Origin of the sequence: Prochlorococcus marinus XMU1406 (genome assembly GCF_017696055.1) — a bacterium.
GTDB lineage: Bacteria > Cyanobacteriota > Cyanobacteriia > PCC-6307 > Cyanobiaceae > Prochlorococcus_A > Prochlorococcus_A marinus_W.
Genome location: NZ_JAAORG010000001.1, coordinates 158061 through 184659, shown reverse-complemented (window position 1 = coordinate 184659; position 26599 = coordinate 158061). Strand labels below are relative to the sequence as shown.

Sequence of the window (26599 nt, the reverse complement as noted above, 5' to 3'; positions counted from 1 at the left end):
AAAAATAATTGAATAAATAATGCTAATCATTTTTAAAGAATTAACAAATAACTTTGAACAATCTCTTTTAGATAGTCTTAAAAAAAATGATAAAGAAAGAGAGTTCGAAATCCTTAGAAAAAATTTAATTACACAATCGTCAAAAGAGGAATTTGGTGATTATCAATGTAATGTTTGTTTAAGTTTATCTAAAATATATAAAAAGAATCCAAGAGAGATTTCTAATGATTTAATTAACCTTTTAAATAAAAATAAAAGCATATCAAAATTATGTAAGAGTCTAGAAATAGCTGGACCTGGATTTATAAATATAAAATTAAAAGATGAAGTTCTCATAAATGAAATTAAATCAAATATTCAATCCCAAAGGGCTGGAATACCTCAAATTAAAAAAGATTTAAATAGTGGCTTATCAAATAAAGTCATTGTAGATTTTTCTAGTCCTAATATTGCTAAAGAAATGCATGTAGGACATTTAAGATCAACAATAATAGGCGATTCAATATCCAGAATTTTCGAGTTAAGAGGTTATCAAGTATTAAGACTAAATCATGTTGGCGATTGGGGAACGCAATTTGGAATGCTTATTAATCAGCTCAAAGATTTATATTCAAATGATTTAGAAGAGATAGGGAAAATCAAGATAAGTGATTTAGTTGAATTTTATAAAGAATCAAAAAAAAGATTTGATAATGAATCAGAATTCCAAAAAAGATCTAGAGAGGAAGTAGTAAAGTTACAAAGTGGAGATATTAAATCGATTAAAGCTTGGAAATTATTATGTGATCAATCTAGAAAAGAATTTGATGAAATATATAAAAATTTAAAAATAAAAATAGAAGAAAGAGGTGAATCTTTTTATAATCCCTTCTTAAAATCAGTTATTGACGATTTAAATTTAAAAAAAATATTAGTAGAAGATCAAGGAGCAAAATGTGTATTTTTAGATGGGATGACTAATAAAGAAGGCAAACCTTTACCGCTAATTATTCAAAAAAAAGATGGGGGTTTTAACTATGCCACCACAGATCTTGCTGCTATAAGATATAGATTCAATAAACCTCCTAATGGGGATGATGCTTCAAGAATTATTTATGTAACTGATCATGGACAAGCAAATCATTTTGCTGGAGTTTTTCAAGTTGCAAAAAAAGCAAAATGGATCCCAGACAATTGTCAAGTAGACCATGTTCCTTTTGGATTAGTTCAAGGAATTGATGGCAAAAAACTAAAGACAAGGGAAGGTAAAACAATACGTTTAAAAGATTTATTAAAAGAAGCCGTTAGAAGAGCAAAAGAAGATTTATTGAAAAGATTAGAAGATGAAAATCGTTATGAGACAGAAGATTTTATTGAAAATACTTCAAGAATCATTGGATTAGGAGCTGTTAAATATGCAGATTTAAGCCAAAATAGGATTACTAATTATCAATTTAGTTTTGATAAAATGCTTTCCCTGAATGGTAATACGGCGCCTTATTTGTTATATACACTTGTAAGAATTGCAGGAATTAAAAGAAAAAATGATTTTGCTTATGACTCTAAAGATTTTCAATATATAAATTATGAACATAAATCTGAGTGGAAACTTATAAGAAAATTACTTAAATTCGATGAAGTCATAATATCTATTGAAAAAGACTTAATGCCAAATAGATTATGCAATTATCTGTTTGAGCTATGTCAAACTTTTAATAGATTCTATGATCAAGTTCCAATACTCAAAGAAGAAAAATATATAAAAATTTCTAGACTTAATTTATGTGATCTAACTGCAAAAACACTAAAATTAAGCTTAGAGCTTCTAGGAATTGAAACTTTAGAAAGAATGTAATGAATGATTTTGATCAATTAAATAATCTTTTCCCAAAACCAAGAGAAGAAATAATAAATATGCAGTCTTACTCTGCACCTTTAGAAAATAGAAGAAATTTACTCCGCTTAGACTTTAATGAAAATACTCTAGGTCCAAGTCCTATTGTTTTCGAGGCATTACAAGGGATAAAATTGGATGAGATTTCAATTTATCCAGAATATAATTTATTAAAAAAATTTTTATGTGATAAATATCTTGATTCAAGAAAATTTGATAATGATGAAATAGGAATTTTCAATGGAGCAGACGCAGCAATAAATGCAATTTTCAATTGCTTTGGAGAAAAAGATCAAATATTTCTAACGACGAATCCAACTTTTGGTTACTATTCTCCTTGTTCAGAAATGCGAGGAATGAAGAAAATAACTTGTTCTTACATTGGAGAAAATTTTCTATTCCCCATCGAAGAATTTAATGAAAAAATCATAAAGTATAGTCCAAAGTTAATATTTATTTGTAATCCAAATAATCCAACAGGAACAGTTTTAAGTGCTCAAGAGATAATTAACTTAGCAAATATCAAAAACGATTCATTGATAATTGTTGATGAACTATATGAAAAATTTAATGGAGATAGTCTTCTTGAATCGATAGATTTTGAAAAGAATAACAATATACTTATAATCCAATCCCTCTCAAAAACAGCTGGTTTAGCTGGTTTAAGAATAGGTTTTACTTTTGGCAATAAAAATTTAATTAATTACATTAATAAAGTTACGGGACCATATGATGTAAATAGCTTTGCTATAACGGCAGCATTAGCAGCACTTAAAGACAAATCATATATTGATAATTATGTTTTAGAAGTAAAAAAAGCAAGGGAATGGATTTTAAATAAATTTAAATCAACAAAAATCAGAACTCACTTTAGTGGTGGTAATTATTTCTTAATTTGGCCAAAAAAAGATCCTAAAATTTTAATACAACAAATGAGAGAAAAAGGAATTCTTATCAGAAGTATGGAAAATAAAAAAGATATTGATAAGTCAATAAGGGTTAGTATTGGAACTAAAGAACAAATGATTTTTTTCTGGGACAATTACAAGGTTTTAGATTTAATAAATTAATTACCAAAAATATAAATTGTATTTTGATCGATTCTTTTAGGTTTTATTTTAAAATCTTTTCCAACATATTTTACTTTAAAATCTTTCATATTTTCGATAAATAAATCAGCATTTGAGAAATCACATTCTTTATTAATTTTTTTGCCACGAGCAAAGTGAACAGGAATAACTACCTTAGGTTTTAGAAGCTTAACTATTCTTGAAGCCTCTTGCCCATCATAAGATTTTATTCCTCCTCCAATTGAAATAAATAAGATATCTGGGCGAGACAAAATAATTTGACTATTAATATCAATATCACCAGCAGCGCCTCCCATATGAACAATTTTAAGATCATTCTGCTCCCAACTCCAAACAGTTGCCATACCAAATCTTCTTCCATCCACTCTGTCATGTGGGACGGAAATTCCATTCAATAAAATATCCTCAAATTGATAGATTCCGGGTTCAACAAACATTAATTGATCATTAGGGTTATATCCTTCATCTGGAAGCCTAGAACTAGCCAAAATAAAATCGGCATTGACTTCTTTTGGCTCCTTTAAATTGCTTGCACAACCTATTGCTTTAAAGGGATTTATAAGAATCGATTTTTCTGTACTATTAATTAAAAAACTACTATGTCCCAGACTTTTTATTAATAAATTCCTAGCCAATAATGGGGTAGGTAAGAGAGAGATAAATAATATAAAAAAGAAAATGTTTTTAATTTTAGAAATCATAATATTAATTTTTTTGTATTTTACTTTTGTTCAGCCATTTTTAGAAAATTACTAATTAATTTATGACCAAATTGTGTCAATACACTTTCAGGATGAAACTGTACACCATTTAAATGTTTATATTCTTTGTGAGAAATAGCCATAATAGTTGAGTCTTCTAAAGTCGCAGTTATATCGAAACAAGATGGTAATGAACTTGAATCAACTATAAGACTATGATATCTAGTCGCCACAAATGGAGTCTCGATATCTTTAAACAAACCTTTTTGATTATGAAATATTTTGGATGTTTTACCATGCATAAGTTCTTTCCCAACTACAACCTTACCTCCAAAAGCTTGGGCCAAAGCTTGATGCCCTAAACAAACTCCTAATGTAGGAATATTTTTAGATAATTTTTTTAGTATTGGCAGACAAATTCCAGATTGATCTGGATTGCCAGGACCTGGAGATAATAGGATGCCACTAGGATTTAGTTTGATAATTTCTTCTAAAGTAATTTCATCATTTCTTTTAACTATTAATTCTCTAGTTATTTCATGCTCAACAGAAAGTTCTCCTAAATATTGAACAAGGTTATATGTAAAACTATCGTAATTATCAATAACAAGAAACATATTTATATGGATTCAAATAACAACTTTATTTTAGGAACAAAGATATATACAGCAATAATAACAGAATTAATGGAAGCTAATAAGACTGCTCCTGCAGAAGTATCTTTTGAAATTTTAGCCAAATTACTAAATTCTTTTTTCACTACTAAATCAACTATTGATTCAATAGATGTGTTTAAAATTTCTAATATTAAAACAGACATAATTGTGGCAATCAAAATTACATAATTTCTTTGACTAATTTGCAGTAAAAAACCAATCATTAAACTTGTAACTGCAAAAATTAATTGAATTTTAAAATTTCTTGAAGTTTTTAATACGTAACTAATTCCACTAAAAGCATACTTAAAACTTTTTAATAGATTACTAGAAGTTTTGTATGATTCTATTCTATTTTTTAAAGAGTTTATTTTTTTTTCCATATATTTTTAATCTAATTTTTTAATTAAATATTCCTGAAAATTTAACATATTTTCTAAATCAAAATCATTATTATGTTCCCATCCCAAAAGATGTAAAAATCCATGACTAGCCAACCAGAGCATTTCTCTATAGATTGAATGTTTGTATTCATAAGATTGCTCAATTGCAGTCTCTAATGATATAAATATATCTCCCAACTCTAAATGATCTAAATTATTTAGAGATTGATCAGAAATGATTGGAAAAGATAGAACATCAGTTGGTCCATTTTTTTGCATCCACTTCTGGTTCATAAAAGCAATTTCTTGATTAGATATTATCTGTAAGCCTAATGAAAAAGATTTTTTTTCAAAAATTAAATTTAACAATTTATAATCGTCTTTTTTTAATATTATTTTTATCCAAGATAAAAAAACTTTCTCCCAAAAAATAGATTCAAAAATAAGCTTATTTTTAGAATCTTTTAACTTATTTGAAAATTGGGAAAATTGATTACATTTAAAAACCAAGTCTAAATTTATTTCAGAAATAATTTTTTCTGTCATACATTCTTATACAGGAATATTGGGCTTACCTATTGTGGCTATAAGTATTAATATCCCAATTAAAACTAGAAAGGTTATTGAAAAATGAGAAATACTTTTTGAACCCTTCCTTACCATATTTCGCATAGCAAGCTTTATAAAGCTTGGAGGAGCAACTTTTTTTTCTATATTTTCGTTTTTATTTTTCATTAGTTATTCAATAGATTCATTAGAAGAAATATTCATACGTAATAATTCATGAATAAATGGTTCAAGCCCACCATCTAAAACACTATCTAAGTCGTTAGTCTCCTGCATAGTCCTGAGATCTTTTACCATTTGATAGGGATGGAAAACATAATTTCTTATTTGATTGCCCCATGCAGCTTCCACAATATCACCTTTAATATCAGCGACTTCTGCAGCTCGTTGTTCTTTAGCAATCACTAGTAGTTTAGACTTAAGAAGTAACATAGCTTTTTCTTTATTTTGTAATTGAGATCTTTCTTGGGTACATCTTACTGAAATCCCTGAAGGCAAATGAACAATTCTTACTGCTGTTTCTACTTTATTAACATTTTGTCCTCCAGCCCCTCCGGATCTACTTGTTGTAATTTCTAAATCTTTTTCAGGTATATCAAGTGAAATATTTTCATCTAATTTTGGCATTACCTCTACCCCAGCAAAGCTGGTTTGTCTTTTACCATTAGCATTGAAAGGAGAAATTCTTACTAATCTATGAGTTCCTTTTTCATGTTGTAAATATCCGTATGCATATTTTCCATCAATTTCAAAAGTTACACTTTTAATACCTGCTTCTTCTCCTTGAGATAATTCATTGATGATAAAACTCATTTGATTATTATCAGCCCATCTTGAATACATTCTCAATAAGATCTCTACCCAATCCTGTGCATCTGTTCCACCAGCACCTGCATTAATAGAAACTACTGCTCCTTCCTTATCGTATTCACCACATAACAATCTTTCAAATTCCCATTTATCTAGATTCTCTCTTAATTTCTTTAGGCCCTGCTTGGATTCCAAAATCATTTCCTCCTCTGGTTCTAAAGAATAAAGCTCAAGAGAAGCATTAGCATCAGAAATAAAAGTTTTCCATTTATCCAACAATGCGAGTTGTGCCTTAACATCATCAAGGATTAACATTTGTTTTTTAGCTTCTTCTTGATTCTCCCAAAATTCAGGCTGAGCAGAAATTTGCTCTAACTCTCTCCTTTTCGCTTTTAATCTTGGAACGTCAAAGACAATCCTGAGCATTACCCAGGCGCTCTGTTAGTTCCGAAAGATCTTTTTTGAAATCCGTAATATCTATCAAAATAGAATTTATTCGTTATTTATAATCTAACAAGCACTTTTATTTAATAGTATAAACTAAGTATTATTTTAAAAAAATGTCTAATGTTGAAATTTATACTTGGCAATATTGTCCATTCTGTATTCGAGCAAAATCTCTACTCAAGAAAAAAAATATAAATTTTACAGAATATAAAATTGATGGCGATGAAGATGCCAGAGCATTGATGACTGAAAGAGCAGATGGTAGAAGAACATTACCACAAATATTTATAGATAATGCGGGTATCGGAGGATGCGATGATCTCTACACATTAGAAAATGAAAATAAATTAGACGCATTATTAAACTAGATCTTATGAAATTTCTATTCGTCATAGATCCAATAAAAAATATAAATCCCTCAAAAGATTCATCTGCTGCTTTAATGCAAGCATCATCCAAAAAAAATATTGAAATCTGGAGTTGTACTCCTCAAGACCTTGAAGCTAGAGGTGATGAAGTATGGGCGTCTTCCGTAAAAGTTGAAGTAAATCCTTGGATTTCTTTCAAAGAGAATAATTGCATTCCTCTAGCCGAATTTAATTGCATTTGGATGAGAAAAGATCCCCCTGTAAATGAGGCTTATTTATATGCAACCCATCTTTTAGAAGTTGCCGAAAGAAAAGGAGTAAAAGTAATTAACAAACCTTCATCGTTAAGAGCATGGAATGAAAAACTAGGTGCTTTGAGATACAGCCACTTAATGGCCCCTACAATAGTTGCGAGTAAGGTAAAAGATCTTATTAATTTTGCAAATATAAATAATGAAGTAGTCATAAAACCACTTGGAGGGAAAGGTGGTCAAGGAGTTATAAGGATAAATAAAAAATCTCCAGGTATTAAATCAATCATTGAATTAATTACTTCTCAAGAAGAATTACCCGTTATGATGCAAAAATTTATTCCTGAAGTTATAGAGGGTGATAAAAGAATAATTATCGTAAATGGTGAAGCAATTGGATCTATAAATAGAATTCCTCAAGGAGGTGATTTTAGGAGTAATTTGGCAATGGGCGGGAAGGCCGAACCTACATTACTTACAGAAAAAGAAAAAAGTATCTGCTCAGAGTTATCTCAGCACTTCAAAGATGAAGGTTTATTTTTTGTTGGTATTGATGTTATAAATGGAATGCTTAGCGAGATTAATGTAACCAGTCCAACAGGTTTAAGAGAAATAGAAAATTTATCCAATAAGAATGTTTCAGAGGAAGTTATTGAAAAATTAGTAGAAATTATCTCGGATTTTTAGCGAAACATATTTGTTTTACTATTGATTCAAATTTTAATTTAATCTCATCTATTTCTTTATCTATAACAGAACCTGAAACTATGCCTGAACCTGCAGTAAATTCAATATTTTCTTCAATATATCTTGCACCTCTTATTGCTAAAAGAAATGAAGCATTTCCAGATGCATCAACCCAACCCATTGGAGAAGCATAATTTCCTCTAGGAAAAGACTCAAGAGTGTTTATCCAATCTAATGCTGCATTTTTTGGGTATCCACAAACAGCAGGAGATGGATGCAAATTTTTAAGCAATTCAAAAGGACATATATTTTCAACTTTAGAGAAAATGAGTGTCTGCAAATGTGAAATATCTCCAAATGAATTTACCTTGATATCACTTTTTTTAAAGTTTGTTATTTTTGAAACTTCTAAACATTTAATCAAATATTGTATTACATAATTATGTTCTTTTAAGTCTTTAGTACTTTTTAGGAGTTTCTTAAAATTTGAATTAGTAGAGATAGTCCCAGCAAGAGCCTCCAAAGTTAAATTAGGTTTAGTATAAGAAAATAATTTTTCTGGAGATGCTCCAAACAAAATATCCTTACTATTCCTTTTCCAAACGTATCTGCATGTATTTGGTTGATTCTTTTTTAATCTTTTTAAAATTGCTACTAAATCTAATTTATTTTTAAGTTTTATTTTAATCCTATTTGCTAAAACTATCTTTTCGAGTATACCTTTCTCTACTAATTGAATTCCTTTGTTTACTACTTTTTTCAAATTTGTATTAGAATTTTCTAAGGAGTGCAAAAAATCATCAATAATAGATAAATCAAAACTAGTTTTTAAGCCAGGTAATTTTATTAATTCTGGGCCAGAATTAATAACTTGATTTCTAATTGTCCATATTTCTTCAATTAATGTTCTTAATGATGATTTACCTTCAACATGACCATTTATTCTTAACCAGCAATTCTTATCACTTTTAATAATTAATATTTTTGGTAAGATAGCTTCCAAACTTGGGACATCTGAAGATAAATTCTTATTATTCAAATTTTCAGAAAAAGAAAATAAATAAATTATTTTTGAAAGTGCAGAATTATGAGATTCATTAGTTAAGTTAATTAAATTTTTAAAATTCTCAGAATTAAACTCTTTTGCTAATTCAAATCTTTTTGGACCATCCAAAGTAACATATTTACATTTCTCGAAAGCAATATATGAAATGCCATCAGATTCCTCCCAAAATGAAGAAAACGAATATTTATTTATAAACAATTCATATACATGAAATAAATCAATACAAGGAATCTCAACACAAATACTTACTAATCCAGAATTTTCCACTTTCTTATCGAAAGAGGAAAATAAATCTTTTAAAAAATCTGTTAAGTTTAAATCATTTTTCATTACTTATTGAAAATAACTAAAAATCATGCAATAAAGTAAAAAATGTAACTCAATTTATAAACTACGTTTAATAATTATCTTATTTTGTGTGTTAATTAAAAATGGACGAAGATAAAAAAAAATTATGGAAACAAGCAATAAAATGGCCTCTTTATTCTGTTGCCATACTTCCTGTTTTAATAACAGGGGCTTATTTACTCAATCAATATGAAAAGGTAAAAATTTATAATTTAATTGCATTTACTTTAGCTGCAATTTTGATATTACTTTGGGAAAATCTAACTAATGATTTATTCGACGCAGAAACAGGGATAGATGAATTTAAATTCCATTCAATTGTAAATCTTGTAAAAAATAAAAAAATAATTTCATTTATTGCATATACATCTTTAGTTGTTGGTTTATCAATAATTTCAATTATTTCAGTATCAACAAGTATAAACATTTTGATTTTAGTAGCAGCTAGCTGCTTCTTAGGATACTTATATCAAGGACCTCCTTTTAGATTTGGCTATCAAGGTTTAGGAGAACCATTATGCTGGCTTGCATTTGGACCTTTTGCTTACTCTGCAGTCTTAATTGCGTTAAATTCATCTAATATTTACTTCGAAGATATTCCCTGGAAAGTTTCTTTATTACTTGGTTCAGGACCTTCCATGGCAACAACTCTTGTATTATTTTGTTCTCATTTTCATCAAATTTCTGAAGATAAAAAGCATGGGAAAAATTCACCTTTAGTTCGCTTAGGGGCAAAAAAAGGTTCTCAATTTGTGCCATGGATAATTTTTATAATATATATTTTTCAACTATTCACTATAGTTACTGGATTTATTCCAGTTTTTTGTATCCTTTATTTGATTAGTTTTCCTCCAGCAATAAGACTTATAAATTTATTAAAATCTTCATATAAAAAACCTTTTGCAATTAAAAATTGCAAATTCATCGCAATAAAATTTCAAACTCTTAATGGATTTGGCTTGATCACAGGATTAATATTTAATTACTTGCTTAATAAATGAACTTAATATTTCAAAAAAAATCTTATAGTTTTAAGTTATCCACCAAACTAAAAAATTCTAAAACCACTTACCTTAAAAAATTGGGATGGATAATTAAATTAACAAGTAATGATAAAAAAATTGGGTTTGGAGAAGTTTCACCGCTTTATAAAGAAGACTTAAAAAAGTGTGCGAAACAACTAGATATGATCCCTGATTATGTAGAAGTATTTAATTTATCTGAGCAAATCAATATTTTTCACCCATGCATCCAATCTGCAATAAATTCTGCATTAGCTGAGATAAATGGAAAAATAATTTTTAAAGAAAACTGTTACTTTGATGAAATTGATAAAACAGCCATACTATTAAATCCTGAAAATGTAATTTCAGATCTAAATAAAATTAAAAAAATACAATCTAATATTGGAAAGTCAGTAACCATAAAATGGAAAGTAGCATTAAAAAATAATCATCAGGAAGAAGCAAATTTAGAAGAAATTTTAAGCCAAATAGATAATAATATTAAGTTAAGAATTGATGCTAATGGTTCTTGGGGAAGAGAAATAGCTAATAGATGGGCTGATATTTTGAAGAATAACAAAAATCTAGATTGGTTAGAACAACCTCTCTGTGTTGATGATATTGATGGGATGACAGAACTTAACAAAAAAATCCCTATAGCCTTAGACGAATCACTTTTAAAATTTCCAACTTTGATTGATGAGTGGAAAGGTTGGCAAATTCGAAGACCTTCTCAAGAAAATAATCCAGTTAAGCTTTTAAGAGAATTAGAAAATAAAAAAGCTTTAATATCTATAAGTACCTCATTTGAAACTGGTATAGGGAATAGATGGCTTTATCATTTATCGTCTCTACAATTACAAGGACCAACTCCAAAAGTTCCTGGTTTAGCAATGAATAAATTCCCTAATTCGTTTCTATTTTTAAATGAAGCAAAAAAGATATGGGATCTACTATGAAAAATAAAATTCATACTATCGAAGTTGAAAATAACGAAACTCAATCTGTAGAGAAAATTATTGAAAAAATTAGAGAGAATAAAATTATTTATGTAAAAAACAAATTTTATGAAGACAAAGATGTATTAGATTCAATTAATGAAAATGGGCCAGCAATTATCTTAAACAGTAGTGGGAGTTCTGGAAAACCGAGACAATGTTTTCACCATCTAGAAAATCTTAAATTATCTGCGGCTACATCAGGTCAATGGCTAATAGAGCAAGGATTTGAATTGCAAAACTGCTTAATTTTAAATACTTTACCCCTGAACCATATAAGTGGATTAATGCCAATTTTTAGAAGTCAAACTTGGGGATGTGCTCATATTAATATTTCTCCGAATTTGATAAAAAAAACTCGAGAACTTTTACTTTTTACAATTAAAGCTAAAAAAAACAAAAAACACTTGATTACGTCATTAGTACCTACCCAATTACAAAGACTTTTAGCTAAAAAAGATGGAATTAGTTGGCTAAAAATTTTTGATCTAATTTGGATAGGTGGAGCTTCAATTTCAGACGAAACTGCGGAACAATGTATAAAAGAAAAAATAAAATTAGCACCTTGTTACGGCGCAACTGAAACAGCAGCAATGGTTACGAGTTTAAAACCAAAAGAATTCTTAATGGGTTTTAAAAATGTTGGAGAAATACTACCTGATACAAAAATAAGAATTAACGCACAAGGATTAATCGAGATAAAATCAGCCAGAATTGGAATCGAAATAATAAACTCTTTAAAAACTGAAAATTTCAAAAATAAAAATGGGTGGTGGCAAACAGGTGATTTAGGTGAAATTAATCAAATCAATAATTCTTTATATTTAAACTTTTTTGGAAGAAGTGATAATGCCTTTAATTCCGGAGGAGAAATCGTTTTCCCTGAAGTAATTGAATCTAGATTAAATGATTTCATTATGAAAGAAAATATCCCAATTAATAAATTCAATATTTCAAAAGTATCTAACAAATTATGGGGAAATAAAATTAAAGTAATTGTTGAATTTAGAGAACTTACAAATAATAAAAATATTGAAATTTCTTTAAATTTATTAAAAAAATTTTCTCAAAGTTGGCCCAAACATGAAAAGCCTGAAAAGTGGATTGTTAAAAACAAAAATAGCATTACAGAAAAAATAAACTATAAATTTAAAAAATAATAATTAGCATTCTTTTAAATTTGTACTTACATTTGAAGCCTCTATCCATCTTTCTAACTGATCGGGAAGTTCTATTTTATTTCTTGAATCAACATCTAAAGAACAATGTATAATTTTTCCTTCGGCTACTTTATTTCCATTTTTTATAAAAAAGCTATTTACTTGGAACAAATGGGTATTAATTTTATGAGGGGCAATTTTTACTTTTAAGAAATCTCCAATTTTTATAGGCGCAAGAAAGTTTGCTTCACAATTTACTATTGGAAAAATAATTTGACTTTTACGTATAGAAAAATCTGGAAAAATATCTTGAGAAGGAATCCCATAAATTTCAATACTTTCTTCCCAAGCTTCATGCGACCATTTTAATAAGTTATGAAAATGAATTACACCTGCAGAATCACAATCACCAAATCTTACCTTCTTCTGCAATATTAACCAATCAGCGGGTTTCATTTAAAGAAATTATCTATCAACAGATCCCATAATGACATCTATTGAACCAAGGATTGCCATAATATCTGCGATTTTGGCACCTTTAAGAATATGAGGCAATATTTGCAAATTATTTAAATCAGCTGCTCTGATTTTAAATCTCCATGGGGTAACTTCATTATTTCCTTGAATAAATACACCTATTTCTCCTTTGCCGGACTCTAATCTTGTATATAATTCTCCATTAGGAATTTTAAAAGTTGGAGCAACCTTCTTAGCTACGTATTGATAGTCAATACCAAAAATTTCACTTTTCTTATCTTCAGTCGACATTCTTTGAGCTTCTAAATTTTCTGTTGGACCTCCTGGAATCATTTTGCAGGCTTGGCGAATGATACTTAGTGATTGTCTCATCTCTTCAACTCTTACTCGATATCTCGCATAACAATCTCCTTCTTTTTCTGAAGCAATCTGCCAATCAAAATCGTCATAACATTCATAACTATCGACTTTCCTTAAATCCCAAGAAACTCCAGAAGCTCTAAGCATTGGCCCAGACAAAGACCAATTAATTGCCTGGTCTCTTTGTATTGTTCCTAGACCTTCAATTCTTTTTCTAAAAATTGGATTATTTGTGATTAATTTTTCATATTCATCTATCTTAGGACCGAACCAATCGCAAAAGTCTATACATTTTTCTAACCATCCGTATGGGAGATCACATGCGACACCACCTATCCTGAAGAAATTATTATTTATAAGCCTTTGTCCAGTAGCAGCTTCCCAGAGATCATAGATCATCTCTCTTTCTCTAAAAATATAGAAAAATGGAGTTTGAGCTCCTACGTCTGCTAAAAAGGGACCAAGCCATAAAAGATGATTAGCAATACGATTAAGTTCGAGCATAAGAACTCTGATGTAACTAGCTCTTTTGGGAACTGGAATATTAGCTAATCTTTCAGGAGCATTTACTACAATAGCTTCATAAAACATTCCTGCTGCATAATCCATTCTGCTTACATAAGGGACATACATTACATTTGTCCTATTTTCAGCTATCTTTTCCATTCCTCTATGTAAATATCCAATTACTGGCTCACAATCAATGACATTCTCACCATCAAGAGTTACAACTAACCTTAAAACCCCATGCATTGAGGGATGGTGAGGGCCAAAATTGACCACCATTGGTTCTGTTCTAGTCTCTAGCTGAGCCATTCGAAATTTAACTTCTAAATAAATCTTAGTCGAAAGTTATGCAAACTGACCTATCTGATTCATCTTTTTTCAATCATCAATCAGTTATGACAGATGAGATTATGGCCTCATTAGAGCATTACCCACTTATACATAACAATCAACTTCAGGGAATTGACGCAACTTTAGGCGGAGGCGGGCACTCTTATCATTTATTGAGAAAATATTCGGATTTAAATATAATTGGACTTGATCAAGATCCATTCGCAAGAAAATCAGCATCAAAAAAACTTGATGAGTTTAAAAATAGGATTGATATAAGGGCTTCAAATTTTGCGGATTTTGTACCAAAAGAAAAAGTTTCTTTTGTAATTGCAGATCTTGGAGTAAATAGTAACCAAATTGATGACCCTAAAAGAGGATTTAGTTTCCAAAAAGATGGTCCGCTTGATATGCGCATGAATCCTTTTCTTGATGTTGATGCAGAGAAATTAATTGAGTATTTAAATGAAAAAGATCTAGCTAACTTAATCTATAAATATGGAGATGAGAGATTATCAAGAAAGATTGCTAGGAAAATAAAATTGGATTTGAAGGAAAATGGGAAATATTCTGGGACAAAAGAGTTAGCTTATTCTATTGCAGGCTGCTTCCCACCAAAACAAAGATATAAAAAAATACATCCAGCAACAAGAACATTTCAAGCACTAAGAATTGCTGTTAATAAAGAAATTGAAGTATTAGAAAAATTTTTGCAAGTTGTACCTGAATGGCTTTTGCCGGGGGGTATTATTTCTATTATTAGTTTTCATTCCCTTGAGGATAGGTTAGTAAAAAGTTGTTTTAAGAATGATCAAAGACTAAAAAACCTGACAAAAAAGCCAATAACTCCTTCCGAACAAGAAGTCGCACTAAATAAAAGAGCTAGAAGTGGAAAATTAAGAATTGCTCAATTAAATTAAATTAAAATCCAATAATTTCTATCGTAATGATCTGATCGTATTTGTAAGAATATCAATTGCTTGTTTTATGTCTTTTGAATTAGTGCTTAATCCAATACTTAACCTTATTGAAGATTCTGCTTCTTTAAAAGATCTACCTAAGGCTATTAAAACATGAGATGGTTCACCATTACTACATGCAGATCCAGTAGAACAAATTATTTTAGATTTTAAAAGTTTATGAAACTTTGCTCCGTTTAAATCCAATACAGTCAAATTTAAATTGTGAGGTAATCTTTTTTCTATGGAGCCATTAATTAATAAACCAGAATTATTTTTTAACAACCCCTCTAAAAGGTTATTTCTATAAAAAAGTAATTTCTCAGTATTATTTTTTTGATTAAAAACTGCTATCTCTATTGCTTTAGCAAAGCCAACTACTAAAGGAAGAGGTAATGTGCCAGACCTAAGACCATATTCCTGACCTCCTCCAACAATTAAAGGCTCAAGATTAATTTCTTCATCAATCAAAAGAAGTCCTATCCCTTTAGGACCATATATTTTGTGAGAACTCATCGTTATCATATTTACATCTGATAAAAGATTGTCTAACGCCATATAACCTAAACATTGTGCAAAATCAGAGTGAAATGTTATTCCTCTCGATTTACATATTTTTGAAATATTCTCTATGGGCTGAATAACTCCTATTTCGTTATTTGCCAACATGACACTAACCAGAAATGTATCTTCTCTTATATTTTTTTTGAAGTGTTCTTCTGAAATTAAGCCATCTTTCTCAGGATTAATTTCTGTAACCATAAATCCCTCTTTTTTTAGCTTGTTTAGGGGCTCCAAAACAGCTTTATGCTCCGTTTTTAAGGTAATAATATGTCCATAATTTCCTGTTTTTTTATAGAAATTTCTAGCAAAACCTAATAAGGCTAAGTTATTAGATTCAGTTGCCCCACTTGTAAAAATAACTTTTTTATTCTTAAGAAATAAACTTTGTTCTATTTTTTCTCTTGAGGCTTCCAATATAGCGCTTGCGTTAATCCCCGCCAAATTAGACTTGCTTGCAGGGTTAGAAAATATCTCACTCCAAAAAGGTTTCATAGAATCAACAACATCTTTAGAGCAAGGAGTCGAAGATTGATAGTCTAGTAGTATTGGAGTTGATAGCATTATATTTAGTATATAAAATTCTGTTTATTACTAGAAAATCAAATTAAAGAATTTAAAAAATGAATGAAATTAATCAAATAAATAATGAACCGGTAAGAAAATCAAGAATTTTATTAGTTGATGATGAGCCTGGTTTAAGAACAGCTGTTAAAACATTTCTAGAAGATGAAGGCTTTGAAATATTTATTGCAGTTGATGGAGAGGATGGATTTGAAAAAGCTCAAACAATTTTCCCCGATTTGATAATTAGCGATGTTATGATGCCCCGAGCCAACGGTTATGCTTTATTAGAAAAAATTAGAGAGGATGAAAAATTAGGAGGAACTCCAGTTATTTTTCTAACTGCAAAAGGAATGACCCTAGACAGAACAGAAGGTTATCTTGCAGGAGTTGATGATTATATTTCCAAACCTTTCGATCCCGATGAATTAGCTGCAAGAGTTAAAAATGTAATCAACAGACAAGAACGATTATTAAAAGAAGCGGCACGATTCGCAGATATTGACGTAAGCAAAATGGCAAAACAAATTACTGAAATAAAATCTATGCTCACAGACCAAAACCATACTAATCCAGAAAATAAAATAAATCTTCCTAGTTTTACTCCTAGAGAAGCAAGTGTGCTTCAACTAGTAGCAGAGGGACTGATGAACAAAGAAATTGCAAGACAGCTTGAAACATCTATTAGAAATGTTGAGAAATATGTAAGTAGACTTTTTATCAAGACAGGTACATCTAGCCGAACCGAATTAGTTCGTTATGCACTTGAAAATCGTTTAGTAAAATAAATTATTTAATTTTTTCGAATTCAATTAGTTTTGAAAAATAAAAAGGAGCTTGATTTAATTTATTTGTAACAACTTTAAATCCTCTTTCTTTAGCAGCATTAATAATACCCTTTTCTTTTAATGTATATGCTCTTGTAGTTTTACTTGGCCCAGGAAATAATTTTCCAATATTTTTTAGAACAGCAAGAACTGGAGTATAAGGCGCAAAGCTAACGATTAGTTTTTCTTTGCTTAAATCGCATAGATGTTGAACCATTTCTTCTGCGACCGGTTGAGGATAATGAATAAATACATCCAAACAAACCACAACATCAAATAATCCTTTTAATTTTTCCAGATCACAGACTTCATATTTAATTTTCCCTTGATTCAAACCTAATTCATGAATGCGTTTTTTTGTTTCTTTAATCATTTCAGAAGAAATATCGCTCATCTGTATTTCTTTTATCCCGAGTTTTAGTAAAGGTATGGAAAGACTTCCTACACCACAGCCTGCATCACAATAACTTTTTTTTGTTAGTTCAGGATAATTTTTGATGTATGAGACTACATCATCTACAGTTTTTTGATGTCCTTTCCTAATATTTTTCTGAACTGTATTAATTTCATGAGATTTGCTATAAATTTTATTCCATCTTTGAAAGCCAGTACCGTTAAAATACTCTCTTACTTCACTTTTTTCGATAATCTTATTTGACGTCATAATATTCTATGAAAATTTCTTCTTTTCATACTAACTAACTGGCGCCAAATTAATTGCACGCCATTATAGGAAAGAATTGATTTGTTATTTTGTCAGAATTGAATTCTAAAGATATTTATAAAATTGCTGTCGTAATGGGTAGTGATTCAGATCTAAATACACTGAAACCAGCCATTGATATTTTAAGAGAATTTGGAATAAAAACTGAAGTTTGTATACTTTCTGCTCATCGAACACCTATTGAAATGATGGAATATGCAAAAAATGCAGAATCAGAAAACATAAAAGTAATAATTGCCGGTGCTGGGGGTGCTGCTCATCTTCCAGGAATGCTGGCATCCATAACTTGCATTCCTGTAATTGGAGTACCAGTAGAGAGTAAGACACTGAAGGGTATTGACTCTCTTTTATCAATCGTTCAAATGCCCGCTGGAATTCCAGTTGCAACAGTTGCAATTAATGGAGGACAAAATGCTGGATTATTGGCAATAGAGATGATCAGTTTATTTGATGAATCTATAAAGAAAAATTTAAAAGAATTCAGAGAAAATCTACATAAACAGGTAAGAACTAAAAATAATAAGTTATCAACTATTGGACCTGACAATTATCTTCAAAATAAATGAACTAATATTTTTCTATTAGGCCTTGTTAAGAAAGTTTTCTTTTTTAAGGTAGTTAATAACTTTTTCAACGGAATCATTTAAATCTAACGAACCTGTATCAACAATAATTTCGGGATTATGAGGAGCTTCATATGGACTAGAAATCCCTGTAAATTCCTTTATTTCACCCAAACGAGCTTTCTTATAAAGACCTTTAGTATCCCTATTTTCGCAAACTGTGATATCAGCTGAACAATAAACTTCAATAAAATCCTTAGATCCAATAATTTTTCTCACCTTATCTCTATCGCTAATAAATGGCGAAACGAATGCTGTAATAGTTATTATCCCAGCATTCATAAATAAATTCGCAACTTCGCCTATTCTTCTTATATTTTCTTCTCTATCTTCATCCGAAAAACCAAGATCTTTACATAAACCGTGTCTAATATTATCTCCATCCAACACATAAGTCGAAAACCCATCTAAGTGTAAAACTTCATTTAAAGCGTTGGCCAAAGTACTTTTACCAGAACCAGATAAACCTGTAAACCAGATAACCATACCTTTATGACCTCTCATTTTCTCTAACTTTTCTCTATCAATAGTTAAGTTGTGCCACTTTATATTGGTTGACTTTGTTTGATCTTGTTCTTTCATTTTTTGCATCATCAAAATTAAAAACCTATCCTAACCCTTGCTTCATAAATTATGAAATCCCTCTTTACGAAGAAACTCAATTGATTTCGATACCATATCACCCTGTAACTGGATATTTCTATCAATCAATGTTCCTCCAGTCCCACAAAAAACTTTAATTTTTTTTAGTAATTCTTTTAATAAGATTTCATCCTCAGTGCCTAAACCTCTAATTAAAGTTACAGTCTTGCCCTTTTTACCTTTTTTTTGTTTTGAAATATTTATTTTTGATCTTTTGTTAACAGTATCTACCTTAGCTGTTTCTTCAGATTTTTTTTCTTGATTATCAAATTCGATCCAATTCTTTTTTCCCATTATTTTCAATATAATCTATAGTTAGTTAATACTTATTCTATAGAAAAAGTGGTAAGTACATTTTCTCGCAAAGATCAAAACTATAAAAATGACGATTTAAATCAACCCTCCAAAGAGGGAAGATTTGGAAAATATGGTGGTCAATATGTTCCTGAAACGCTAATGCCTGCTCTTTTTGAGCTTGAAACAGCTGCATCTAATGCATGGAAAGATAAACTTTTTGTAGAAGAATTAAATCATTTACTTAAGACTTATGTAGGAAGAGAAACACCACTTTATGAAGCCAAAAGACTTACTGAACATTACAAAACCAAAAAAGCAACTCCTAGAATATGGCTTAAAAGAGAAGATTTAAATCATACTGGGGCTCACAAAATTAATAATGCCCTTGGACAAGCTTTATTGGCAATAAGAATGGGCAAAAAAAGAATAATTGCAGAAACTGGAGCAGGTCAGCATGGAGTTGCTACTGCTACTGTTTGTGCGAGATTTGGCTTGAAATGTATTATCTACATGGGTGCTGAAGACATAAAAAGGCAATCCCTTAACGTTTTCAGAATGAAACTTCTAGGCGCTGAAGTTAAAGTTGTAAATTCTGGAACTGCAACACTTAAGGATGCCACTAGTGAAGCCATTAGAGATTGGGTTTCTAATGTCGAAACCACACACTACATTTTAGGATCTGTTGCAGGCCCACATCCTTTCCCAAAAATTGTGCGAGATTTTCATTCAGTTATAGGTGAAGAAACTAAAAAACAATGTTTAGAATCATTTGGATCTTTTCCCGATATTTTGCTTGCTTGTGTAGGTGGGGGATCAAATGCAATGGGGCTTTTCCATCCTTTTGTAAAAGAAACTTCTGTGCGTCTTATTGGAGTTGAAGCTGCAGGAAACGGAGTTGACACTGACAAACATGCTGCCACTATCACTAAAGGGTCAGTTGGAATTTTACATGGCTCAATGAGTCTTCTCTTGCAAGATGATAATGGTCAAGTGCAAGAAGCCCACTCAATAAGTGCAGGTTTAGATTACCCTGGAGTAGGACCTGAACATAGTCATTTAAAAGATATAGGTAGAGCAGAATATGGATCAGTCACAGATCAAGAAGCTTTAGATGCTTTAAGACTTGTTAGTGAATTAGAAGGAATTATACCTGCACTTGAAACTTCCCATGCCTTTGCTTGGTTAGATAAATTATGCCCTACTCTTGAAAAAGATACTCATATAGTTATCAATTGCTCTGGTAGAGGCGACAAAGATGTTAATACTGTTGCATCTTCATTAGATATTTAATCAATACCTTGGAATTGATGGGTCAATATATCTACTCCATCCATCAATACCCTCCTCCAAATTCCATATCTCGCTCACAATATTATTATCTAAGCACCATTGAGAAAAGTTATAACTTCTTATTCCTGCATGACAGGTAACTACAATTTCTCTGTCTAATAAACCAGCAAATATTTCTTCAACGTATTCAGATGTGACTTTACTAATTGGTATGTGTAAAAATTCTTTTGAGAAACGAGCTATTTCGATCTCTGCCTGTTCTCTTACATCAATCAAGACTGGATCTTCTTTCTCAGAATTAAACCAATCATTGAGACTAGAAGCATTTATAGATTTTGGATAACTTTCCAATTTATAGGATAAATTATGTGTTATTTACAATTTAATAAATTAAGTTGCAGTAAGAAGTTTATTGTTAAAAATAAAAATAAACATTGATAATGAAACTTAGAGTGGTAGCAATAATACTATTATTATCTTTATTACTTTTTTTTGGTTTTAAAAAAGTTTCTGCTAATAAAAATAAGGAGCAAAGTACAAATAAGGAGCAAAGTACAAATATTGAGCAACTAAATATCTTAAAATATATACCTGAAAACAATAAATTATTATTTATTTCAAATTTAGATAGTTTTAATATTAATAATAATAAAAAAGATCAAAATCCAATAAATAAAGATAACTTTAATTTAATAAAAGACTCTATATTAGATTACTTAGGTATAGATCTAGGCAACAATAAATTAGAAGATATCTATAACAATGAACTTATAATCTCAACTTTTGAAAATAATAAAAAGCTTAAAGATGATATTTTGATTGTTTTTAAAATTAAACCAGAAAAAATAATAGACGATTTATTAAATTTCCCTAATAAAGTTGATCAGGTTGATGAGATAATTCCAATTAAAAGAGAAAACAAAATAAATTTCCTTAACTATATATACCGAACCGATGATAATTATATAATTGCTTCATCAGATAAAAAATTGATCAAAAATAGTATTAACTCTAGTAATTATTTTAAAGAAAAAAAATTTCAATATGAGGGAGAACTTTTTGGACTCAAAAATCAAAAAAATATATTATTCTCAAAGAAATTTGGGGAAAGTATATTTTTTGATAAAGAAATTTTTACTAATAAAAATAAGGATATTGTAGCTACAACATTTGACTTAAAAAATAAACATTTAGTTTTAAAATCATATTTACTAAATAATAAAAAAAATATTGATATTCTTGCTTATGAAAAGCTTATAAATAAAGAAAATACGAATAAAGATAATCCTAAAGTTTCAATTTTTACTGAAATTAAAAATTTTGAAAAATGTCTAAAACCTTTTTTAAATAATTTTGAACTAAGTTTTTTTGAAGATTTCAACCAAAATACAAATCAAAACATCTTAATTCTCAATTCAAAAAAAGATTGGCTTTTTACATTTGAAAAAAATACTGAAAATCAATTTGATTTAATTGCTTTAAAAAAACTAAAAGATTTCAACAAATATACTTTGAAACAAAATGAAGATATTTACTCAATATATTCCAAAGATATTCTTGAAGAAAAAAACGATGTAATAAAACAATTAACTTTTGAAAATATCTATTCAATAGAATCAGGAGGTTTGCAATTCATAAGTAATTTTTTAATAGATAGTAAAAAACTAGAAACAATCTCAAAAAAATTTTTCAACCTAAAAAGTTCTAAAGATAAATCTACTTTTCTTTATACAAAAGTTGATATCAAAGATGAAAATTCCAATAAAATTAGATATTTACCTGATTTGAAAGATCTTAATTTTCTCATTAGAAATATTTTAAAAATATCAAATGAAGAATATCTAGAAATCATCAGTCAATCTATTCCGGAAAAAAATCCAATTCTTTATACCGAAACAAGTTTAAAAATACCTTAATTAAGTTATTCAAATAAGCTTCAAAGAGAATCATTTGAAATTCTTGTGAAGTTAATAACTTGTGGTTAATTAAAAATTAATTGACTATCTTTAATCTATAAGTATTTGATATTGAATTAAGCAATTGGACACTAACAAACTAATTTTAAAACCAGGATTAGAGGGTGTCCCAGTTACTAATTCATCTATATGTGATATTGACGGCAACAAAGGTAAATTATTGTACAGAGGCTATTCCATTGAGGAACTATCCAAAAAAAGCAGTTTTTTAGAAACTGCTTACCTATTGATTTGGGGTGAATTACCTACAGCTATTCAACTGAGAGACTTTGAACAAGAAGTTCAGATGCATCGAAGGTTAAGTTTTAGAGTCAGAGATATGATGAAATGTTTCCCTGCGACAGGTCATCCTATGGACGCTCTTCAATCTAGCGCAGCTTCTTTGGGGCTTTTCTATTCGCGTAGAGCAATAGATGATCCTAATTACATTTACAACGCAGTGATAAGACTGATAGCAAAAATACCCACTATGATCGCTGCATTTCAACTTATTAGAAAAGGACAAGACCCTATTCAACCTCGTGATGATTTAACTTACTCATCAAATTTTCTTTACATGCTGACTGAAAAAGAACAAGATCCGATAGCTGCAAAAGTTTTTGATAGGTGTTTAATTCTACATGCCGAACATAGTTTAAACGCGAGTACATTTAGCGCTAGAGTGACTGCGAGCACTCTTACAGACCCATATGCTGTTATCGCATCTGCAGTAGGAACTCTTGCTGGCCCCCTCCACGGAGGAGCAAATGAAGATGTGATTGCAATGTTAGAAGAAATCAAAACTCCAGAAAATGCTGCTTCTTTTTTAGATAACGCGATAAAAAATAAAAATAAGATAATGGGCTTCGGTCATAGAGAATATAAAGTCAAAGATCCAAGAGCAATTATTCTTCAAAAGCTGGCAGAAGAGCTTTTTATTAGATTTGGAGCAGATGAAATGTATGAAGTTGCTAAATCAATAGAGGTAGAGGCAATACCAAGACTTGGCCCAAAGGGTATATTCCCTAACGTTGACTTTTATTCTGGTCTTGTTTATAGAAAACTTGGTATTCCTCGCGATTTATTTACTCCAATTTTTGCCATATCTAGAGTTGCAGGTTGGTTAGCTCATTGGAGAGAGCAACTGGGAGCAAATAGAATTTTTAGACCATCGCAAATCTATACCGGTTCAGCACCAAGAGATTGGATCAGCCTAGAAAATAGAGAATAATATTTGCAGCTTTTCATAAAAAACACACATATCGTTTGTGAAGAGTTAATGTATTAAGTAAATAACAAAAAAATTTTGGAATACGGATTAGATCTCGAATATATTTTTAATGAATTCTTAAAAGGTTTTGGCCTTTCTAGTGAAATCGCTCATATAATTTGGCTCCCTCTACCTATGCTTTTGGTTTTAGTAGCAGCAGTAGTTGGCGTTTTGGTAACAGTTTGGCTTGAAAGAAAAATATCTGCTGCTGCTCAACAAAGAATAGGTCCCGAATACGCAGGAGCTCTTGGCGTACTCCAACCAATTGCAGATGGCCTTAAATTACTTGTCAAAGAGGATATTATTCCTGCTAAAGCGGATGGAATTCTCTTCACTGCAGGGCCTATATTAGTTCTTGTCCCAGTAATTCTCTCCTGGCTAATTGTTCCTTTTGGACAAAATCTTTTAATAAGTAACGTTGGTATTGGAATTTTCCTATGGATCGCTTTAAGCAGTATCCAGCCAATTGGACTTCTTATGAGCGGATATGCATCAAATAATAAATATTCATTATTAGGAGGACTAAGAGCAGCAGCTCAATCAATAAGTTATGAAATACCTTTAGCTTTATCTGTACTAGCTATTGTACTAATGACAAATTCTCTTAGTACTATTGACATTGTCAATCAACAAAGTGGAGCTGGAATCCTAAGTTGGAATATTTGGAGGCAACCAGTTGGTTTTATAGTCTTTTGGATTTGTGCTCTTGCAGAATGCGAAAGACTTCCATTTGACTTACCTGAAGCTGAAGAAGAGTTAGTTGCAGGATACCAAACTGAATATGCAGGAATGAAATTTGCACTGTTCTACCTTGGGAGTTACATTAATTTAATCCTTTCAGCTTTATTAGTATCAATTCTTTATTTAGGAGGATGGGGTTTTCCAATTCCAGTTGAATTAATTGCTAAGTTCCTAAATTTACCCATCAATGCACCCTTTATACAGATTTTCACCGCATCAATAGGAATTGTTATGACTGTATTAAAAGCATATCTTTTAGTTTTCATTGCGATATTATTACGTTGGACAACTCCTAGAGTAAGAATAGATCAACTTTTAGATCTAGGATGGAAGTTTCTTCTTCCAATTTCTCTTGCTAATCTTTTGATAACTGCGGGATTAAAACTTGCTTTTCCGCAATTCTTTGGTGGTTAAATTTAAGTAAAAATACTTAAATTATAAATTAATCCACTAAAATAAAACTACCAAGTGAATTCTTCAAAATGAAAAATTTCCTTCAACAAATAAATAGCTATATCAAAGAAGCATTTAATGCTGGCAAATATTTATATAATGGTTTATCGGTAACTTTTGATCATCTTCGAAGAAGACCTGTTACTGTCCAATATCCGTATGAAAAATTAATACCTTCCGAAAGATATAGAGGAAGGATACATTACGAATTCGATAAATGTATTGCTTGTGAAGTTTGCGTGAGAGTATGTCCCATAAATCTACCAGTAGTTGATTGGGTAATGAATAAAGAAACCAAAAAAAAGGAACTAAGAAATTACTCTATAGATTTTGGAGTTTGTATATTTTGTGGGAATTGTGTTGAATATTGTCCAACTAATTGTCTTTCAATGACCGAAGAATATGAGTTAGCTACTTTTGACAGACACAATCTAAATTTTGATAATGTTGCACTTGGTAGGTTACCTACAAACGTCACAACAGACCCTTCAGTTAAACCTCTAAGAGAACTTGCCTATCTTCCTAAAGGTGTCATGGATCCTCATGAAATCCCAGCCTCAGATAATAGAGTTGGTAAATTACCTGAAGAAGTCTATGATTGGATGAGATCAGAATCTAAAGAAAATAAAGATAAAGTTTCTAATCCAAATAACTAACTTACATTAATTTATGTCTATTGCAGTAACAACTCAAATTATTTGTTTTACAATTTTATCTTTAGTTATCCTTATTGGAGCACTCGGTGTTGTATTGCTAGAAAGTATTGTTTATTCAGCCTTTCTTCTAGGAGGAGTTTTCATGAGTGTGGCAGGATTATATCTTCTTTTAAATGCAAGTTTCGTTGCTGCAGCACAAGTTTTAGTTTATGTAGGTGCGGTTAATGTATTAATAATCTTTGCAATAATGCTAGTCAATAAAAAAGAAGATCTAAAGCCAATAAATGACATTAAATCCAGAAGAATCATATCAACATCAATATGTTTAACACTGCTAAGCCTTTTAATAAGAGTTGACTTGACTAATGTATGGAGCCTATCAAGTCCTCAAAACTCTATAGGAGAAGAATCAACAATCAGAATTGGAGAACATCTATTTAGTGATTATTTACTCCCATTTGAAGTAGCCTCAGTTTTACTTTTAATGGCAATGATTGGAGCTATTGTTTTAGCTAGAAGAGATGTAATGAGCAAGGATATTTCCACTGGATTACCTGTTGATCAAGAGTTAATTGAAAAATCATCAGAACCATTACTTACAAATAAAAATTAACCTTTACCCTTTCTTATGATGAGTTTAGAATCAATTCCTATTCAAGCATTTTTAATAGTATCTTCAGCACTATTCTGTATTGGGATTTGGGGATTATTAAACAGTAGGAATGCAGTAAGAGTTCTTATGAGCATTGAGTTAATGCTCAACGCAGTAAATATAAACTTAATGGCGTTTTCTTCCTATGTTGATAATAATTTAATTCAAGGACAAGTTTTTACAATTTTTGTGATTACAGTTGCTGCCGCAGAAGCAGCAGTTGGATTAGCTATCTTATTATCTCTTTATAGAAATAGGGTGACTGTAGATATGGAAAGTTTTAATTTATTAAAATGGTAAA

Annotated in this window: 31 protein-coding genes; 17 read left to right on the top strand and 14 right to left on the bottom strand. The window is 30.0% G+C overall.

Annotated features, from left to right (window positions below; translation table 11 throughout):
- The first annotated feature begins 19 nt into the window (after nt 1-19).
- Together argS and HA149_RS00995 are read left to right on the top strand one after the other, a co-directional pair.
- A complete protein-coding gene (gene argS / locus HA149_RS01000) occupies nt 20-1834 on the top strand; it encodes an arginine--tRNA ligase (RefSeq protein ID WP_209112227.1) in 1815 nt (604 codons plus the stop codon).
- Entirely contained in the window at nt 1834-2943 is a 1110-nt protein-coding gene (locus tag HA149_RS00995; RefSeq protein ID WP_209112225.1) for a pyridoxal phosphate-dependent aminotransferase, read from the top strand. The genes argS and HA149_RS00995 overlap by 1 nt, the downstream gene beginning before the upstream one ends.
- Here HA149_RS00995 and HA149_RS00990 read toward each other — a convergent pair.
- The 6 genes from HA149_RS00990 to prfB form a co-directional block, all read right to left on the bottom strand.
- On the bottom strand, nt 2940-3665 hold the full coding sequence (locus HA149_RS00990; RefSeq protein ID WP_209112223.1) for an MBL fold metallo-hydrolase: 726 nt from the start codon (nt 3663-3665) through the stop codon (nt 2940-2942). The two genes, HA149_RS00995 and HA149_RS00990, sit on opposite strands and share 4 nt — an antisense overlap.
- A 20-nt stretch (nt 3666-3685) precedes the next feature.
- Nucleotides 3686-4282 carry an anthranilate synthase component II gene (locus HA149_RS00985; protein WP_209112221.1) on the bottom strand — a complete coding sequence of 199 codons (597 nt, stop codon included), beginning with the start codon at nt 4280-4282 and terminating at the stop codon, nt 3686-3688.
- 2 nt (nt 4283-4284) lie between these two features.
- On the bottom strand, nt 4285-4704 hold the full coding sequence (locus HA149_RS00980; protein WP_209112219.1) for a diacylglycerol kinase family protein: 420 nt from the start codon (nt 4702-4704) through the stop codon (nt 4285-4287).
- Nucleotides 4705-4710: 6 nt separating this feature from the next.
- A complete protein-coding gene (ybeY, locus tag HA149_RS00975; RefSeq protein ID WP_209112217.1) occupies nt 4711-5250 on the bottom strand; it encodes an rRNA maturation RNase YbeY in 540 nt (179 codons plus the stop codon).
- Nucleotides 5251-5256: 6 nt separating this feature from the next.
- A complete protein-coding gene (locus HA149_RS00970; RefSeq protein ID WP_209112215.1) occupies nt 5257-5439 on the bottom strand; it encodes a DUF3285 domain-containing protein in 183 nt (60 codons plus the stop codon).
- Between the two features lie 3 nt (nt 5440-5442).
- A protein-coding gene (gene prfB, locus HA149_RS00965) for a peptide chain release factor 2 (protein ID WP_209112213.1) occupies nt 5443-6565 on the bottom strand; the annotation gives its coding sequence in 2 pieces (ribosomal slippage) (nt 5443-6489 and nt 6491-6565; 1122 coding nt in all).
- Nucleotides 6566-6641: 76 nt separating this feature from the next.
- On the opposite strand from prfB, the gene grxC reads away from it, so the two are divergent.
- On the top strand, nt 6642-6896 hold the full coding sequence (gene grxC, locus HA149_RS00960) for a glutaredoxin 3 (RefSeq protein WP_209112211.1): 255 nt from the start codon (nt 6642-6644) through the stop codon (nt 6894-6896).
- A gap of 5 nt (nt 6897-6901) precedes the next feature.
- Complete coding sequence (gshB, locus tag HA149_RS00955) at nt 6902-7834, top strand: glutathione synthase (RefSeq protein ID WP_209112209.1); 933 nt, start codon at nt 6902-6904, stop codon at nt 7832-7834.
- Here the strand turns inward: gshB and HA149_RS00950 are convergent.
- Complete coding sequence (locus tag HA149_RS00950) at nt 7818-9230, bottom strand: chorismate-binding protein (RefSeq protein WP_209112207.1); 1413 nt, start codon at nt 9228-9230, stop codon at nt 7818-7820. The two genes, gshB and HA149_RS00950, sit on opposite strands and share 17 nt — an antisense overlap.
- Nucleotides 9231-9331: 101 nt before the next feature.
- Here HA149_RS00950 and menA point away from each other — a divergent pair, with 101 nt between their 5' ends.
- From menA to HA149_RS00935, 3 genes are read left to right on the top strand one after another with little or no spacing between them, the layout of a single operon-like run.
- Nucleotides 9332-10249, top strand: a complete 918-nt coding sequence (menA, locus tag HA149_RS00945; protein WP_209112204.1) for a 2-carboxy-1,4-naphthoquinone phytyltransferase — start codon at nt 9332-9334, stop codon at nt 10247-10249.
- Entirely contained in the window at nt 10246-11211 is a 966-nt protein-coding gene (locus tag HA149_RS00940) for an o-succinylbenzoate synthase (RefSeq protein ID WP_209112202.1), read from the top strand. The genes menA and HA149_RS00940 overlap by 4 nt, the downstream gene beginning before the upstream one ends.
- Nucleotides 11208-12410, top strand: a complete 1203-nt coding sequence (locus tag HA149_RS00935) for an AMP-binding protein (protein WP_245154643.1) — start codon at nt 11208-11210, stop codon at nt 12408-12410. Before HA149_RS00940 ends, HA149_RS00935 begins: the two co-directional genes overlap by 4 nt.
- A 3-nt stretch (nt 12411-12413) precedes the next feature.
- Here HA149_RS00935 and HA149_RS00930 read toward each other — a convergent pair whose 3' ends face one another.
- Together HA149_RS00930 and HA149_RS00925 are read right to left on the bottom strand one after the other, a co-directional pair.
- A complete protein-coding gene (locus HA149_RS00930) occupies nt 12414-12866 on the bottom strand; it encodes an acyl-CoA thioesterase (RefSeq protein WP_209112198.1) in 453 nt (150 codons plus the stop codon).
- Between the two features lie 9 nt (nt 12867-12875).
- Nucleotides 12876-14063 carry an NAD(P)H-quinone oxidoreductase subunit H gene (locus HA149_RS00925; protein ID WP_011862217.1) on the bottom strand — a complete coding sequence of 396 codons (1188 nt, stop codon included), beginning with the start codon at nt 14061-14063 and terminating at the stop codon, nt 12876-12878.
- A 38-nt stretch (nt 14064-14101) separates the two neighbouring features.
- On the opposite strand from HA149_RS00925, the gene rsmH reads away from it, so the two are divergent.
- Entirely contained in the window at nt 14102-15004 is a 903-nt protein-coding gene (rsmH, locus tag HA149_RS00920; RefSeq protein WP_209112196.1) for a 16S rRNA (cytosine(1402)-N(4))-methyltransferase RsmH, read from the top strand.
- Between the two features lie 18 nt (nt 15005-15022).
- On the opposite strand, the gene HA149_RS00915 is transcribed toward rsmH, so the two are convergent.
- The gene (locus HA149_RS00915; RefSeq protein WP_209112194.1) at nt 15023-16168 is read right to left on the bottom strand and encodes a cysteine desulfurase family protein; all 1146 of its coding nucleotides are present in this window, start codon (nt 16166-16168) and stop codon (nt 15023-15025) included.
- 59 nt (nt 16169-16227) lie between these two features.
- Here HA149_RS00915 and HA149_RS00910 point away from each other — a divergent pair, with 59 nt between their 5' ends.
- On the top strand, nt 16228-16956 hold the full coding sequence (locus HA149_RS00910) for a response regulator transcription factor (protein ID WP_209112192.1): 729 nt from the start codon (nt 16228-16230) through the stop codon (nt 16954-16956).
- Between the two features lies 1 nt (nt 16957).
- Here HA149_RS00910 and bchM read toward each other — a convergent pair whose 3' ends face one another.
- Nucleotides 16958-17659, bottom strand: coding sequence for a magnesium protoporphyrin IX methyltransferase (gene bchM, locus HA149_RS00905; protein WP_209112189.1), 702 nt, complete (start codon nt 17657-17659; stop codon nt 16958-16960).
- An 89-nt stretch (nt 17660-17748) separates the two neighbouring features.
- Between bchM and purE the strand changes: the two genes are divergently transcribed.
- Nucleotides 17749-18285 carry a 5-(carboxyamino)imidazole ribonucleotide mutase gene (gene purE / locus HA149_RS00900; RefSeq protein WP_280634140.1) on the top strand — a complete coding sequence of 179 codons (537 nt, stop codon included), beginning with the start codon at nt 17749-17751 and terminating at the stop codon, nt 18283-18285.
- A gap of 15 nt (nt 18286-18300) precedes the next feature.
- Here the strand turns inward: purE and cysC are convergent, their stop codons facing one another.
- Nucleotides 18301-18924, bottom strand: a complete 624-nt coding sequence (gene cysC, locus HA149_RS00895) for an adenylyl-sulfate kinase (RefSeq protein WP_025974873.1) — start codon at nt 18922-18924, stop codon at nt 18301-18303.
- A 42-nt stretch (nt 18925-18966) separates the two neighbouring features.
- Nucleotides 18967-19278: a translation initiation factor SUI1 gene (locus HA149_RS00890; RefSeq protein ID WP_209112187.1), complete on the bottom strand. Its 312-nt coding sequence runs from the start codon at nt 19276-19278 to the stop codon at nt 18967-18969.
- 48 nt (nt 19279-19326) lie between these two features.
- Here HA149_RS00890 and trpB point away from each other — a divergent pair, with 48 nt between their 5' ends.
- The gene (gene trpB / locus HA149_RS00885) at nt 19327-20571 is read left to right on the top strand and encodes a tryptophan synthase subunit beta (protein ID WP_209112185.1); all 1245 of its coding nucleotides are present in this window, start codon (nt 19327-19329) and stop codon (nt 20569-20571) included.
- Here the strand turns inward: trpB and HA149_RS00880 are convergent, their stop codons facing one another.
- Nucleotides 20572-20922 (bottom strand): rhodanese-like domain-containing protein, encoded by a 351-nt coding sequence (locus HA149_RS00880; RefSeq protein ID WP_209112183.1) that lies wholly within the window; start codon nt 20920-20922, stop codon nt 20572-20574. It abuts the gene before it with no gap.
- A gap of 89 nt (nt 20923-21011) precedes the next feature.
- Here HA149_RS00880 and HA149_RS00875 point away from each other — a divergent pair, with 89 nt between their 5' ends.
- The 6 genes from HA149_RS00875 to nuoK all read left to right on the top strand — a co-directional run bounded on the left by HA149_RS00875 (nt 21012) and on the right by nuoK (nt 26598).
- Entirely contained in the window at nt 21012-22487 is a 1476-nt protein-coding gene (locus HA149_RS00875) for a hypothetical protein (protein WP_209112181.1), read from the top strand.
- A gap of 124 nt (nt 22488-22611) precedes the next feature.
- Nucleotides 22612-23757 carry a citrate synthase gene (locus tag HA149_RS00870; protein WP_209112179.1) on the top strand — a complete coding sequence of 382 codons (1146 nt, stop codon included), beginning with the start codon at nt 22612-22614 and terminating at the stop codon, nt 23755-23757.
- A 75-nt stretch (nt 23758-23832) separates the two neighbouring features.
- The gene (gene nuoH, locus HA149_RS00865; protein WP_209112177.1) at nt 23833-24951 is read left to right on the top strand and encodes an NADH-quinone oxidoreductase subunit NuoH; all 1119 of its coding nucleotides are present in this window, start codon (nt 23833-23835) and stop codon (nt 24949-24951) included.
- Between the two features lie 68 nt (nt 24952-25019).
- Nucleotides 25020-25646, top strand: coding sequence for an NAD(P)H-quinone oxidoreductase subunit I (gene ndhI, locus HA149_RS00860; RefSeq protein ID WP_209112175.1), 627 nt, complete (start codon nt 25020-25022; stop codon nt 25644-25646).
- Between the two features lie 13 nt (nt 25647-25659).
- Nucleotides 25660-26259: an NADH-quinone oxidoreductase subunit J gene (locus tag HA149_RS00855; RefSeq protein WP_209112173.1), complete on the top strand. Its 600-nt coding sequence runs from the start codon at nt 25660-25662 to the stop codon at nt 26257-26259.
- A gap of 18 nt (nt 26260-26277) precedes the next feature.
- Nucleotides 26278-26598, top strand: a complete 321-nt coding sequence (gene nuoK / locus HA149_RS00850) for an NADH-quinone oxidoreductase subunit NuoK (RefSeq protein ID WP_032567656.1) — start codon at nt 26278-26280, stop codon at nt 26596-26598.
- Nucleotide 26599 lies beyond the last annotated feature (1 nt).

Excerpts from the sequence above, each read along its gene's own strand:
- argS (WP_209112227.1), top strand. The coding sequence starts at position 20 with ATGCTAATCATTTTTAAAGAATTAACAAATAACTTTGAACAATCTCTT.
- HA149_RS00995 (WP_209112225.1), top strand. The coding sequence starts at position 1,834 with ATGAATGATTTTGATCAATTAAATAATCTTTTCCCAAAACCAAGAGAA.
- HA149_RS00990 (WP_209112223.1), bottom strand. The coding sequence starts at position 3,665 with ATGATTTCTAAAATTAAAAACATTTTCTTTTTTATATTATTTATCTCT.
- HA149_RS00985 (WP_209112221.1), bottom strand. The coding sequence starts at position 4,282 with ATGTTTCTTGTTATTGATAATTACGATAGTTTTACATATAACCTTGTT.
- HA149_RS00980 (WP_209112219.1), bottom strand. The coding sequence starts at position 4,704 with ATGGAAAAAAAAATAAACTCTTTAAAAAATAGAATAGAATCATACAAA.
- ybeY (WP_209112217.1), bottom strand. The coding sequence starts at position 5,250 with ATGACAGAAAAAATTATTTCTGAAATAAATTTAGACTTGGTTTTTAAA.
- HA149_RS00970 (WP_209112215.1), bottom strand. The coding sequence starts at position 5,439 with ATGAAAAATAAAAACGAAAATATAGAAAAAAAAGTTGCTCCTCCAAGC.
- grxC (WP_209112211.1), top strand. The coding sequence starts at position 6,642 with ATGTCTAATGTTGAAATTTATACTTGGCAATATTGTCCATTCTGTATT.
- gshB (WP_209112209.1), top strand. The coding sequence starts at position 6,902 with ATGAAATTTCTATTCGTCATAGATCCAATAAAAAATATAAATCCCTCA.
- HA149_RS00950 (WP_209112207.1), bottom strand. The coding sequence starts at position 9,230 with ATGAAAAATGATTTAAACTTAACAGATTTTTTAAAAGATTTATTTTCC.
- menA (WP_209112204.1), top strand. The coding sequence starts at position 9,332 with ATGGACGAAGATAAAAAAAAATTATGGAAACAAGCAATAAAATGGCCT.
- HA149_RS00940 (WP_209112202.1), top strand. The coding sequence starts at position 10,246 with ATGAACTTAATATTTCAAAAAAAATCTTATAGTTTTAAGTTATCCACC.
- HA149_RS00935 (WP_245154643.1), top strand. The coding sequence starts at position 11,208 with ATGAAAAATAAAATTCATACTATCGAAGTTGAAAATAACGAAACTCAA.
- HA149_RS00930 (WP_209112198.1), bottom strand. The coding sequence starts at position 12,866 with ATGAAACCCGCTGATTGGTTAATATTGCAGAAGAAGGTAAGATTTGGT.
- HA149_RS00925 (WP_011862217.1), bottom strand. The coding sequence starts at position 14,063 with ATGGCTCAGCTAGAGACTAGAACAGAACCAATGGTGGTCAATTTTGGC.
- rsmH (WP_209112196.1), top strand. The coding sequence starts at position 14,102 with ATGCAAACTGACCTATCTGATTCATCTTTTTTCAATCATCAATCAGTT.
- HA149_RS00915 (WP_209112194.1), bottom strand. The coding sequence starts at position 16,168 with ATGCTATCAACTCCAATACTACTAGACTATCAATCTTCGACTCCTTGC.
- HA149_RS00910 (WP_209112192.1), top strand. The coding sequence starts at position 16,228 with ATGAATGAAATTAATCAAATAAATAATGAACCGGTAAGAAAATCAAGA.
- bchM (WP_209112189.1), bottom strand. The coding sequence starts at position 17,659 with ATGACGTCAAATAAGATTATCGAAAAAAGTGAAGTAAGAGAGTATTTT.
- cysC (WP_025974873.1), bottom strand. The coding sequence starts at position 18,924 with ATGAAAGAACAAGATCAAACAAAGTCAACCAATATAAAGTGGCACAAC.
- HA149_RS00890 (WP_209112187.1), bottom strand. The coding sequence starts at position 19,278 with ATGGGAAAAAAGAATTGGATCGAATTTGATAATCAAGAAAAAAAATCT.
- HA149_RS00875 (WP_209112181.1), top strand. The coding sequence starts at position 21,012 with ATGAAACTTAGAGTGGTAGCAATAATACTATTATTATCTTTATTACTT.
- ndhI (WP_209112175.1), top strand. The coding sequence starts at position 25,020 with ATGAAAAATTTCCTTCAACAAATAAATAGCTATATCAAAGAAGCATTT.
- HA149_RS00855 (WP_209112173.1), top strand. The coding sequence starts at position 25,660 with ATGTCTATTGCAGTAACAACTCAAATTATTTGTTTTACAATTTTATCT.
- nuoK (WP_032567656.1), top strand. The coding sequence starts at position 26,278 with ATGAGTTTAGAATCAATTCCTATTCAAGCATTTTTAATAGTATCTTCA.